General features: G+C 54.1%; 13 protein-coding genes. 1 reads left to right on the top strand and 12 read right to left on the bottom strand.

What is annotated here, in order from left to right; genetic code table 11:
• Positions 1-6: 6 nt before the first annotated feature.
• The 5 genes from V9K95_RS22385 to ubiE all read right to left on the bottom strand — a co-directional run bounded on the left by V9K95_RS22385 (position 7) and on the right by ubiE (position 4,886).
• Positions 7-543 (bottom strand): GNAT family N-acetyltransferase, encoded by a 537-nt coding sequence (locus V9K95_RS22385; protein ID WP_115054735.1) that lies wholly within the window; start codon positions 541-543, stop codon positions 7-9.
• Positions 544-558: 15 nt separating this feature from the next.
• A complete protein-coding gene (locus tag V9K95_RS22380; RefSeq protein WP_115054734.1) occupies positions 559-1,071 on the bottom strand; it encodes a GNAT family N-acetyltransferase in 513 nt (170 codons plus the stop codon).
• On the bottom strand, positions 1,068-2,456 hold the full coding sequence (gene coaBC / locus V9K95_RS22375) for a bifunctional phosphopantothenoylcysteine decarboxylase/phosphopantothenate--cysteine ligase CoaBC (RefSeq protein WP_336440459.1): 1,389 nt from the start codon (positions 2,454-2,456) through the stop codon (positions 1,068-1,070). The genes V9K95_RS22380 and coaBC overlap by 4 nt, the downstream gene beginning before the upstream one ends.
• A gap of 68 nt (positions 2,457-2,524) precedes the next feature.
• The gene (gene ubiB / locus V9K95_RS22370; protein ID WP_336440460.1) at positions 2,525-4,102 is read right to left on the bottom strand and encodes a 2-polyprenylphenol 6-hydroxylase; all 1,578 of its coding nucleotides are present in this window, start codon (positions 4,100-4,102) and stop codon (positions 2,525-2,527) included.
• A 7-nt stretch (positions 4,103-4,109) separates the two neighbouring features.
• A complete protein-coding gene (ubiE, locus tag V9K95_RS22365; protein ID WP_336440461.1) occupies positions 4,110-4,886 on the bottom strand; it encodes a bifunctional demethylmenaquinone methyltransferase/2-methoxy-6-polyprenyl-1,4-benzoquinol methylase UbiE in 777 nt (258 codons plus the stop codon).
• A 159-nt stretch (positions 4,887-5,045) separates the two neighbouring features.
• On the opposite strand from ubiE, the gene upp reads away from it, so the two are divergent.
• Complete coding sequence (gene upp, locus V9K95_RS22360; RefSeq protein WP_115054730.1) at positions 5,046-5,672, top strand: uracil phosphoribosyltransferase; 627 nt, start codon at positions 5,046-5,048, stop codon at positions 5,670-5,672.
• On the opposite strand, the gene deoA is transcribed toward upp, so the two are convergent.
• The 7 genes from deoA to V9K95_RS22325 are packed head-to-tail and all read right to left on the bottom strand — an operon-like array spanning position 5,673 to position 12,387.
• Positions 5,673-6,989, bottom strand: coding sequence for a thymidine phosphorylase (gene deoA, locus V9K95_RS22355; RefSeq protein ID WP_336440462.1), 1,317 nt, complete (start codon positions 6,987-6,989; stop codon positions 5,673-5,675). It abuts the gene before it with no gap.
• 3 nt (positions 6,990-6,992) lie between these two features.
• On the bottom strand, positions 6,993-7,793 hold the full coding sequence (locus V9K95_RS22350) for a purine-nucleoside phosphorylase (RefSeq protein WP_336440463.1): 801 nt from the start codon (positions 7,791-7,793) through the stop codon (positions 6,993-6,995).
• On the bottom strand, positions 7,790-8,194 hold the full coding sequence (locus tag V9K95_RS22345) for a cytidine deaminase (protein ID WP_115054727.1): 405 nt from the start codon (positions 8,192-8,194) through the stop codon (positions 7,790-7,792). The genes V9K95_RS22350 and V9K95_RS22345 overlap by 4 nt, the downstream gene beginning before the upstream one ends.
• Positions 8,195-8,196: 2 nt before the next feature.
• Positions 8,197-9,168 carry an ABC transporter permease gene (locus V9K95_RS22340; RefSeq protein WP_336440464.1) on the bottom strand — a complete coding sequence of 324 codons (972 nt, stop codon included), beginning with the start codon at positions 9,166-9,168 and terminating at the stop codon, positions 8,197-8,199.
• The gene (locus tag V9K95_RS22335) at positions 9,168-10,310 is read right to left on the bottom strand and encodes an ABC transporter permease (protein ID WP_336440465.1); all 1,143 of its coding nucleotides are present in this window, start codon (positions 10,308-10,310) and stop codon (positions 9,168-9,170) included. The genes V9K95_RS22340 and V9K95_RS22335 overlap by 1 nt, the downstream gene beginning before the upstream one ends.
• Entirely contained in the window at positions 10,307-10,858 is a 552-nt protein-coding gene (locus tag V9K95_RS22330; RefSeq protein WP_336440466.1) for a cysteine hydrolase family protein, read from the bottom strand. Before V9K95_RS22330 ends, V9K95_RS22335 begins: the two co-directional genes overlap by 4 nt.
• Complete coding sequence (locus tag V9K95_RS22325; protein ID WP_307282014.1) at positions 10,855-12,387, bottom strand: ABC transporter ATP-binding protein; 1,533 nt, start codon at positions 12,385-12,387, stop codon at positions 10,855-10,857. Before V9K95_RS22325 ends, V9K95_RS22330 begins: the two co-directional genes overlap by 4 nt.
• Positions 12,388-12,422: the final 35 nt, after the last annotated feature.

The following is a 12,422-nucleotide window of genomic DNA, read 5'->3' as shown; positions in this document are numbered from 1 at the left end:
TTTTCTCTAGCGTTCAAACAGCCTTTCATGCAGCCAGACGGGCTCACCTGTATAAGTGGTTTCCGCGATTTTGCGGAAGCCATTTTTCTCGGCAATCCGGCGCGAAGCGATATTGTCCGGCGAGATGATGCAGCGTGTGCTTGTGGCCTTAAAGAAACCCGTTCCCCAATGAAGCATCTTTTCCAGCGCTTCATTGCCATAACCCTTGCCGTGAATCTCTTGCGATAATACCCATCCCATCTCCGGCGTGTCACCGAAGGGTGGCTCGATTTCTCTGTTGAAATTGGCAAAGCCGACATCGCCAATATAACGACCGGTCGCCTTCTCTTCCAAGGCCCAGAAACCATAGCCAATCGCATGCCACATGCCGATATATTGCAGCAGACGTCCCCATGAGCGCTCGCGCGTGGACGGCTGCCCCGAGATATATTGATAGACTGCGGGCTGGGTCCAAACTTCATGCAGCGCTTCAAAATCATCCTCGCGATGACCACGCAGGATCAACCGTTCGGTTTCAAGAACTGGGACGGAAATTTTGGTCATGCTCAATTCCAATAACTAGAAAACTTTTACCAGAACATCGTTGGCATGACGTTCACTTTCAAGCACAAAATCCACCGTGCCGATCTTTTGAAACAACTTACGTTGGTAAAACCTGTAAGCCGGCAAATTCTGCTGATTCACCGTGAGCCATGCCTGGCGATGGTCATGCGATTGACATGCTTCAACGGCGTGATTGAGCAGGGCGCTTCCAATGCCGCAACCAGCGAAATGTTCCTGTACATAAAGCGTCTCTATTTCCGGCTGGCCGATATGACGAATTGGACATTCCGCTTCAAGATTGAGCCGGACATATCCAACGAGGTGATTTTCCACCTCTGCCACGTAGAGCTGTTTTATTCGGCTTTCTATTTCTCCGGCAAAATGTTCAGCAGTAAACTCTGCAAAGACATAGCGCGAGAAAACGTCCCGGATACCCGCCTTGGCATATGTGTGCAGCCATACTTGAATGGAGAGCGCGGCGAGATTTTGCGCATCGGAATGCAAAGCTTCGCGAATGACAATCTTCATGCTTCAAGCTGCTGCAGAGCCGAGGCGATCTTCTGAGCAAGACGCTCCGCAACTTCCTCCTTGCTCATGTCCGGCCATTCTTCAACACCTGTATGGGTCACGATGCGCACGGCATTCCGGTCGCCTCCCATAACGCCCTTGGTGTGACTTACATCATTGGCAACGATCCAATCGGCGCCTTTCTTGTCGAGTTTTTTTTGCGCATTAATCAGCAAATCCTGCGTTTCCGCTGCAAAGCCGACAACCAGCCGCGGGCGCAGTTTACTATGCCCTACTCCTGCCAGAATATCCGGATTTTCCACCATCTGCAGGGCGGGTGCTTTTTCGCCCGGGTGTTTCTTTATCTTTTCATTCGCTTCATTCGCATATCGCCAGTCTGCGACTGCAGCCACCATCACAGCAGCATCCGCAGGCAGAAGCTGCTCGACCGCATCACGCATCTCACGGGCGGATTCCACATGAATCACTGAGACACCTTCGGGATCCGGAATATTGACCGGGCCGGATACCAGCCGCACCGTCGCACCAAGGCGCGCAAGAGCTGCGGCAATTGCATGCCCTTGCTTGCCCGACGAACGGTTGGCGATATAGCGCACCGGATCAATTGGCTCATGCGTCGGGCCGGACGTCATTATGATAGTCTTCCCGGATAGTGGCTTTGGCGTGCGGTCGAGTAGTTTTTCGATGGCACCAACGATTTCCATCGGTTCCGCCATTCGCCCTGCGCCACTCTCGCCGCTTTCTGCCATTTCGCCCCTGTTGGGGCCGATGAAACGGATGCCATCCTTTTCCAATGTGGCGCGATTGCGCCTGGTCGCGGCGTGATTCCACATCTTCGGGTTCATCGCCGGGGCAATCAGCACGGGCTTGTCCGTCGCCAACAAAACGGCACTGGCAAGATCATTCGCCAGACCATTTGCCATCTTCCCCATAAGATCAGCCGTTGCCGGAGCCACAACAATCAAATCGGCTTCGCGCGACAGGCGGATATGACCGACATCGTGCTCGTCTTCCCTGGAGAAAAGCTCGGTGAATACCTTATCGGCGGCCAGAGCGCCCACGGCCAGAGGCGTTACGAATTCTTCGGCAGCTTTGGTCAATATGGGGCGAATTTTAGCGCCGCGTTCCCGCAGGCGCCTGATAAGATCAAGACACTTATAAGCCGCTATGCCGCCGCCTATGATCAGAAGAATACGCCGCCCCGCAAGCGATCCTGAAGCGGTTGAAAGAGCATGTGGCAAAGTCGCTGGAGTTGACGGCTCATTGTCAAGTTCACCAAGAACAAGCCGGACTTCTTCTTCCATTGAGCGCCCATTCAAGGCCGCGCGAAGTCGCAATCTTTCCTTGGTAGCGTCATCCAGATTTCGGATCGTTATGCTGGCCATTTGATTGCACTCCACAAGAGAACGATTGCAAATGTGCAATCATTGCAATCAACTTAGCGCAAATTCTGTCACGATAAAAGCTCGTAGGTTATAATGACGAAGCAAATTGCAATCACCCAGAGGGCAATTCGGCCTGATCGTGTGTGCCGCGCTTCGGCCTTGCCGATGGCATGGGCCGTCTGATCATCAAACCGCAAACCCTTTTCAGCCATGCGATCCAGTTCAAGCGACAACCTGTCAGCACGTGCTACCAGATCAGGCGCTTGACGCGCCAGATGCAGCAGCGACATCACACCCTCACGCGCGTCAACAAGAATACCTTGCGGACCCAAATTACGTTTGATCCAGTCGCCAACGACAGGCTCAGACGCTTTCCACATGTTGAAATGCGGGTCGAGCGTACGTGACACACCCTCGACAACAACCATGGTCTTCTGCAACATGACCAGTTCAGGACGGGTTTCCATGTCAAAGAGTTCCGTCACCTCAAACAGCAATGTCAGCAGCTTTGCCATTGAGATGGTTTCAGCCGGCTGGCCATGAATGGGCTCGCCTATCGCACGGATCGCTTGGGCAAAGCTTGCAACATCATGATGATGTGGCACGTAGCCAGCCTCGAAATGCACCTCGGCTACACGCACATAATCACGGGTAATAAAGCCATAGAGTATCTCGGCAAGGAAGCGGCGCTCCTTCTTCCCGAGCCGGCCGGTAATACCGAAATCCACAGCAACGATGTTGCCGTCAGCATCGACAAACAGATTACCCGGATGCATGTCCGCATGAAAAAACCCATCACGCAGTGTATGACGCAGGAATGACTGGATCAGTGTTTCGGCGAGCTTGATGAGATTGTGGCCAGCGGCGCGCAACCCTTCAATGTCCGACATTTTGACCCCGTCGATCCACTCAAGCGTCAGCACGTCGCGCCCTGTACGCTCCCAATCGACGGCTGGCACCCGGAAGCCCGGATCATCTTTCGTGTTTTCACCAATTTCTGAAAGAGCCGCGGCCTCAAGGCGCAAATCCATTTCAATACGTGTCGTCTGCGCCAAGGTGCGCGTTACTTCGATGGGCCGCAAACGGCGGCTTGCCGGAACGTAACGTTCCTGCCAGCGGGCAACCAGAAAGAAGCTCTCAAGATCATTGTTAAAACGTTGCCGAACACCTGGACGCACAACCTTGACGGCAACCTTTGTGCTTCCTTCACTGGTTTTCACATAAGCGGGATGCACTTGGGCAATAGACGCCGCAGCAATGGGTGGCTCAACATTGACAAAGAGATCGTCGACCGAGCGGCCCAACGATCCCTCAATCGCTTTGATTGAGGCCTCCATCGGAAAGTAGTCGAGTTGGTCCTGCAACAGAGCCAGATCATCGGCGACCTCAGTCCCAACGACATCGGGGCGGGTTGCCAGGAACTGGCCCAATTTTACGTAGGATGGCCCAAGCTTGTTGATGGCCCGGGACATGCGCTCCGAGCGGCGCGCCGTCAGCGCACGGCGGCGAGCGAGAAGGCCTGCAATCTTGTGCCCAAACGCGGGAATACCGCTCAAACCATCAGCGGGAAGTGCGGCTATTACGCCCTCACGGGTCAATATCCACCCGGCTCGCATCAAGCGAAATGTTGCTGCAAAACTACTCATTCAGAAATCACAACTTCCAGCCGGAATGCAGCGCCGCAATGCCGCCGGTGAAATTGCGCCAGCTCACTCGCTCAAACCCGGCTTTGCGGATCATGTCAGCAAAATCCGACTGTCGCGGAAACTTGCGAATGGACTCCACCAAATACTGATAGCTGTCGGCATCACCTGTTACGGCCTTGCCGATCTTTGGAATGGCATTGAAGGACCAGGCATCATAAAGCTTGTCCAGAACAGGCAGTTCAACTTCGGAAAACTCAAGGCAAAGGAAGCGCCCGCCTGGTTTTAACACGCGATATGCTTCAGACAGGGCGCGATCAATATGCGGGACATTTCGAATGCCGAATGCGATTGTATAGGCATCGAACCTGTTGCTTTCAAACGGAAGCTCTTCCGCATTGGCTTCAACGAATTCGGTATTTTCGGCGAGGCCTTTTTTGGCAGCTCGGTCTTGGCCAACCCCAAGCATGGAGCCGTTAATATCCAATATCGTCGCATGAGCATTGCGCCCGGATGCCTCCACAATCTTGAACGCAACATCTCCCGTGCCACCGGCGACGTCCAGCACCTTCCAATTTGCGGTTTTCGACGGGGACAGCCATGCAATCATCGAGTCTTTCCAGACCCTGTGCAGACCGCCTGACATAAGGTCGTTCATGACATCGTAGCGCTTGGCTACCCTATGAAAGACGTCATTGACCCGGGTCTGTTTTTCGCCGTCGCTCACATCCTGAAAGCCGAAGGATGTTTCCATGCCACCCTGTGCACCGGTGCGTTGCTGGTTCATTTTCTTACCTGCCTGTATAATTCGCCGGAACCATAGAATATTGAGACGCAGAAGACCATCGCCTGTTGCGCGACAAAACTGTGCGTCTCCAGCACACACGCTTTGCGGTCACGCTCATCAACAGATAAGGTCGGGCAAGTTCAGTTTAAAGGAATCCCCATGGGCGTGACCATCGTTTCCCACCCGCTTGTTCAGCACAAGCTAACTATCATGCGCGACAAGGACACCTCCACCGCCGGATTTCGACGGTTGCTGAAGGAAATATCCCTGCTGCTTTGCTACGAAGTAACCCGCGATCTGCAACTGACAAATATCACGATACAGACTCCGCTGGTGGAAATGGAGTCGCCGGTCATAGAAGGCAAGAAGCTGGTCTTTGCATCGATCCTGCGGGCAGGCAATGGTTTGCTTGAGGGCATGCTGGACCTTGTGCCTGCGGCACGCGTTGCACATATCGGACTATACCGCGATCACGATACGTTGCAGCCAGTTGAATATTATTTCAAGGCACCGGAAGATATCGTCAACCGCCTCATCATTGTCGTTGACCCCATGCTTGCAACGGCCAATTCGGCAATCGTCGCAATTCAGAAATTGAAAGATCGCGGCGCCAGCAATATCCGCTTCCTTTGCCTGTTAGCGGCGCCAGAAGGAATCAAGCGCTTTACCGAAGCCCATCCCGATGTACCGGTTTTTACCGCTGCCATAGACAGCCACCTCAATGAAAAAGGCTATATCGTTCCGGGGCTCGGCGATGCTGGCGACCGCATGTACGGCACGAAGTAATTACGCGCCAATGCGGCGCAGGACCGGGTTGACTGTTCGGGGCTTGCGATCCGTAAAACCATAAGCTTTTTCGATAGCAAGCGCCGCAGTCTTCGCATCATCCTGCGTGCGGGCATGGACCCGCGCAATTGGCTCACCCTTCTCCATTTTAGCACCGATGGGTTGTAGCGCTGTGATCCCGACAGCGTGGTCAACGGGGTCTTGCGGTCTGATACGGCCACCACCCAGCGCCACGACTGTGATGCCAATGGCACGGGTATCAATGGATGCAACATAACTCGCAACAGGCGCACTTACTTCGACTGTGATGGGCGCTCTCGGCAGATAATGATCGAGCTTTTCGATAAAGTCGCTCGGCCCGCCTAGACCAGCAACCATGCGTCCGAACACTTCTGCAGCCTTGCCGCTGTTGAGTGCTTCCCGCGTCTTGTCTATTGCGGCCTTCAGATTTGGCGCAAGCCGTGCAGATAAGAGCATTTCTCCAACGAGTGCCAGTGTGACACTTTCCAATCGGGTATCGCGACGATCACCCGTCAGGAAATCAACAGCATTTTTGACTTCAACCGCATTGCCAGCGGCCAAAGCAAGCGGCTCATTCATATCAGTCAAAAGCGCTGTCATTGGCAGGCCTGCGCCGTTTGCCACCTCGACTATACTGGTTGCCAAGGCCACCGCGTCGCGGTTTCGGACCATAAACGCACCATTGCCGGATTTCACGTCAAGGACGAGCGCATTCAACCCTGCAGAAAGTTTCTTCGATAGTATCGAAGCCGTTATCAGCGGAATGGATTCCACCGTCGCTGTAACGTCCCGGATGGAATAAAACCGCTTGTCTGCCGGTGCAAGATTGGCGGTCTGGCCAATAATGGCGCACCCCACTTCCCGCACAACTTTCCGGAACAGAGTGTTATCCGGCTGGCTGATGTAACCGGGGATCGAATCCATCTTGTCCAACGTCCCGCCTGTATGACCGAGACCTCTGCCTGATATCATCGGGACATAGGCGCCGCAGGCAACTGCGAGTGGTGCCAACATCAAGGACACATTGTCCCCAACGCCGCCGGTTGAATGCTTGTCAACAACGGGGCCGGGTAAATCCGACCAATCCAGCACATCCCCTGAATCGCGCATGGCGAGGGTGAGTGCCACTGCCTCCTCGCGTTTCATGCCGTTGAAAAAAACAGCCATGGCGAAGGCCGCAACCTGACCATCGGTAATGGAACCTGCGCTCATGGCATTGACGAAGGCGGTGATATTGGCTGCACTCAGTGTCGCGCCGTCGCGCTTGCGGCGGATAATTTCTTGCGGCAGCTCCATTGGCTAACCTATTTCCTGAATAAGAGAGCGGATGATCTTCTGCAAACGCGCACCACCCTGCGGAGCAACATCCTTGGTCTCTTCATGCGACAGTTCCGCCCCGGTCATTCCAGCACCGAAATTTGTGATGACTGAACAGGCCGCCACGCGCAATCCATAAAACCGCGCGAGAATGACCTCCGGCACTGTCGACATGCCCACAGCATCTGCACCAAGAGTCCTTGCCATACGAATCTCTGCAGGCGTTTCGAATGATGGCCCCGAGAACCACATATAAACACCTTGCGCCAATTTCTCGCCAACCTCACCGGCAGCAATGATCAGGGCATCTTTCAATTGCTGGTCATAGGCTGTTGTCATGCCGACAAAACGTTTGTCAGACGGCTCACCTATCAGCGGATTCAGCCCGGAATAATTGATATGGTCATCAATCAGCATCACGCTGCCCGGTGCCAGATCATGGCGAACCGATCCCGCTGCATTTGTGAGGATCAGCGTCTCAATACCAATCTCAACCAGCGCCGCAATGACTGGACGCATGACCGATGCGTCGCCCTTTTCATAGTAATGCGCACGTCCAGCCAGCATCAGGACCGGCTTGCCCGAAAGGTAGCCGGCAACCACCTGACCCGCATGGCCCGAGACGCCACTGTGCGGGAAACCGGGCAAATCCGAATAGGGAATATGGATCGCATTCTCGACAGCATCAACCAGCGATCCGAGGCCGGAGCCGAGCACCAAAGCAATACGAGGGGCAAGACCGTTCAGTTTTTGAATGAGCGTGGTCGTGGCTGGCGAAATCATGCAGCACCTTTACCGAGCACTTCCGCCTCAAAACCGAAGGGGAATATTTCTTTCATCGTCAGGGTTTGAATGATCCCGTCATTGTCGCAAAGATGGAGCAGCGTATCGGGGCCCGCAAACTCCGCCAAGCGCTGGCGGCACCCGCCACAGGGTGTGCACTTTGCCTTCTTCTCGGCGACGACAGCGATCTCGGTAATCGTGCCTCCACCACCCATCACAAAATGCGAAAGCGCAGTTGTTTCGGCGCACCAGCCTTCCGGATAGGAAACCACTTCAATGTTGCACCCCGAATAGATACGCCCGTCACTGGTACGCAGTGCGGCGCCCACCGGAAATTGCGAATAAGGCGAATGGGTTTTCTGCATGGCGGCGAATGCCGCGTCAAATAAGTCCGTACTCATAGCTATCTTTCCTTGACATAGGCAACACCGCCAGCTTTTGGCGGAATTGCCTTGCCGATGAATCCGGCAAGCAGAATTATCGTAAGAATATAGGGCAGCGCCTGCATGAGTTGCACCGGCACCTCACCGATCAACGGCAGAGTCTGGCCCTGAAGACGGATGCCCAAAGCGTCGAGGAACCCGAATAGGAGGCAGGCATACATTGCCTGGACTGGACGCCATTTTGCAAAAATCAAAGCGGCAAGGGCAATATAGCCTTTGCCTGCGGTCATATCCTTCACGAAGCCAGCGCCTTGCGCTGTGGCGAGATAGGCACCGGCAACACCACACAGAATTCCGCAGCAAATGACCGCGCGATAGCGCAGCCACGGAACTGAAATACCCGCTGTGTCAACGGCCGCCGGATTTTCACCCACAGCGCGCAAACGCAGGCCAAAACGTGTGCGATAAAGCACCCACCATGTCAAAGGCACCAGCAGGAAGGCCAAATAAACGAGGATGGAATGACCTGAAATCAACTCAAAATAGATCGGGCCGATGATCGGGACATCACGCAAAGCTTCGGCTCCGGGCAAATTGATAGCATTGAAGCGCGCCGTATTCGGCAAGGATGGCGTGCGCCCGCCCTGGTGAAACCATGCCTGTCCAAGGATGACCGTCGTTCCCGCCGCAATGAAATTTATCGCAACGCCGGAGACAATCTGATTTCCCCTGTGGGTGATGGAGGCAAAGCCGTGCACGAGGCCTAAAGCCACCGACACGGCAATGGCCGCTAAAAGGCCAAGTCCAGCAGAGCCGTACCATGTAGCAACAGCGCCCGCTGCAAAAGCACCGGCAAGCATTTTGCCTTCAAGGCCGATGTCGAAGATGCCAGCACGTTCGGAATAGAGTCCTGCCAGACAGGCGAGCAGCAAGGGAGCCGACAGGCGGATCGTCGAATCGAACAATTGCAGGATGGTGATGAAGCTTTCCATTACTGGCCACCTCCAGCAATAACGGGCGCTGTCTGGTCTTTTTTAAATGAAAAGCCATGGAAAATGCGCTGCAAGGTTGGCCGAAACATGTGTTCGAGTGCTCCAGCGAAAAGAATGACCAGACCTTGAATAATCACGATCATGTCGCGTGAAATATTTGGCATATCGAAAGCGATTTCAGCGCCGCCCTGATAGAGCATACCGAAAAGGATTGCCGCCAGCACAATACCGACCGGATGGGAACGACCCATGAGCGCAACGGCAATGCCTACGAAACCAGCCCCCGCAACAAAATCAAGCTGCAGGCGGTGCTGCGCTCCCATAATTGGATTCAGCGCCATCATCCCCGCCAGCGCACCTGAAATCATCATGGTGATTATAATGATACGCAGCTCGCTTATGCCGGCATATCGAGCCGCCTTCGGGCTAAAGCCCATTGTGCGGATTTCATATCCAAGCTTTGTCCGCCAGATCAGTACCCACACCAGAAACGCTGCAATGAGGGATACGAGAAAACTGAGATTGAGAGGGGCGGAGCGCATGTTGAGACCCACAGCGTTCAACAACCATCCAAGGCTTGGCAATTGCCCACCCTCTCCAAAAACACGCGTTTCTGGCGATTGGATGTTCATTGGCTTGAGAATTTGCACCACGATATAGACCATGATGCTAGCGGCAATGAAGTTGAACATGATGGTGGTAATAACAACATGCGAACCACGGCGCGCTTGTAGCCACGCGGGAATGAGCGCCCACAAGGCACCGGCTATGCCGGAAGCCACAATTGCCAATGGAAAGACGATCCACCATGGCAGGGTATCGCCGAGGCCAAGACCGACGAAAGCAACGCCGAGACCACCAATATAGGCTTGGCCCTCGCCGCCAATATTGAAGAGGCCGCAGTGGAAGGCAACTGCAACGCAAAGCCCGGTAAAGATGAAATTGGTTGCGTAGTAGAGCGTATATCCAACGCCGTCGCCTGTGCCAAAAGCACCCTTAACCATAAGAACCGCAGCTTCGATCGGGCTTTCACCAACGAGCAAGACGACAAGACCTGCCACGAAGAAAGCGACGATGAGATTGATCAGCGGCAGAAGTCCATAATCTGCCCAAGCGGGTAGTTTTGCAAAAGGCTGGCTCATGGCAGGTTTCCGATAATATGTGCGGATGTCGTGATACGGGCATACTCGCCTTCAAGCAAAGACAGCGCTAAGGCATGCACGTCTTCGGCGACCCATTTTTTGCCCCGGTAGTCTTTGCGATCAATGCTCGCGACAGCATCTTCCGGAACAATCACCTCGAAACCGAGATTGGCAGCCATTCGAACCGTCGCATCAACGGAATTTTCCAGAAGCACGCCCGTGACCACCAGGCTGCGCGCTTGCAATTCATCGAGAACATCCATCAAATCAGTACCAATGAACGCATTGTTTGTGCGTTTGTCGATGACCGGCTCGCCCATCTGCGGGGCAACCTCATCTTTAAATTCATTGCCATGGGTGCCAGGGCGGTACGGCGATGCAGGATCGGTTGAATCATGGCGGATGTGGATGACGGGCAGACGGCGTTCACGCCAAGCGCCGAGTAATTCACCTATACGCGCCTCTGCTTCAGGCTGACCTCGACGCCCCCATTTGGGATCATCAATAGCATTCTGGACATCTATAATAATGAGCGCCTGCGTTGTCATTCAGCGGCCTCCAGCTGTTCGACGCCGGCCATGAGGCAGCCGAGCTCGCCTTCGTCAGCTTCAGCATCCCGCTCTCCAACGATGCGGCCGGCGAACATAACGAGGATACGATCCGACAAAGAACGGATTTCATCGAGTTCCACGGAAACAAGCAGGACCGCCTTGCCCGCATCACGCATTTGAATAATCCGCTTGTGAATGAACTCGATTGCACCAACATCCACGCCGCGTGTCGGCTGGCCGATAATCAGGACACCCGGATCACGCTCAATCTCCCGGGCGAGTACGATTTTCTGCTGATTGCCTCCGGAAAAATTTGCGGTCTTGAGATTGGGGTCACCCGGACGAATGTCGTATTTCTCTATTTTCTTGCGCGCATCTGCTTTGATCGCATCAATATCAAGGAACGGTCCTTTGAGATAAAGCGGATCATCGTGATATCCCAGGATCGAATTTTCATATTCCTCGAATGCGAGGACGAGCCCCATATGGTGGCGGTCCTCTGGCACATGCGCTAATCCGCGATCGCGCAACTCACCCGGATCGGCAGCACCTGTAATATCGATAAGCTGTCCGTCAAGGAGAACGCGGCCTGATACTGCAGCGCGAATTCCGGCAATTGTTTCAATCAACTGTGATTGTCCATTGCCAGCCACCCCAGCGATGCCGACGATCTCACCCGCCCGCACAGTGAACGAGGCATTGTCGACCATGACCACGCCACGACTATCGCGCACGGTCAGATTTTCCACCGATAGTTTCACTTCGCCAGGCTGTGCCTCGCCCTTCTGGACACGCAACAAAACACGCCGTCCCACCATGAGTTCAGCCAGTTCTTCCACCGAAGTTTCGCTGGTTTTTCTTGTCGCTACTACTGCACCTTGGCGCATGACGGATACGTTGTCCGTTGCGGCCATGATTTCGCGTAATTTATGCGTGATCAGGATAATGGTCTTGCCCTGATCCCTCAATTGCTCGAGAATCCGGAAAAGATGGTCTGCTTCGGGCGGCGTGAGAACGCCGGTCGGTTCATCAAGAACGAGAATTTCGGCACCGCGATAGAGTGCCTTGAGAATCTCTACGCGTTGCTGCAGCCCAACAGGCAACTCTTCAATCAGGGCATCGGGATCCACGTCGAGTTCATATTCCTGCTCGAGACGCTTCAATTCAGCACGGGCTTTGGCAATACCGTTCTTCAGAAGCGGTGCGCCCTCTACACCGAGCATCACATTTTCAAGGACGGTGAAATTTTCAACAAGCATGAAATGCTGATGCACCATACCAATGCCCATTCCGATTGCAGCATTCGGATCGGTGATCTTGGTCGTTTTTCCATTGATACGAATTTCGCCGCTGTCCGCCTGATAAAATCCATAAAGAATGGACATCAGGGTTGATTTTCCGGCACCGTTTTCACCGATGATGCCGTGAATCGTCCCTTTCTCAATTGTCAGATGAATATCGCGATTTGCGTGGACGGAGCCGAAACGTTTGTCCACGCCAATAAGTTCGATTGCAGCTGCGCTCATATCCCCATCCGCTGTTGATCAGCTCTTGTTGTTTT

Origin of the sequence: Phyllobacterium sp. CCNWLW183 (assembly GCF_037203775.1) — a bacterium.
GTDB lineage: Bacteria > Pseudomonadota > Alphaproteobacteria > Rhizobiales > Rhizobiaceae > Phyllobacterium > Phyllobacterium ifriqiyense.
The sequence above is the reverse complement of the archived record's forward strand: the minus strand, read 5'-3'. Positions and strand labels throughout refer to the sequence as shown.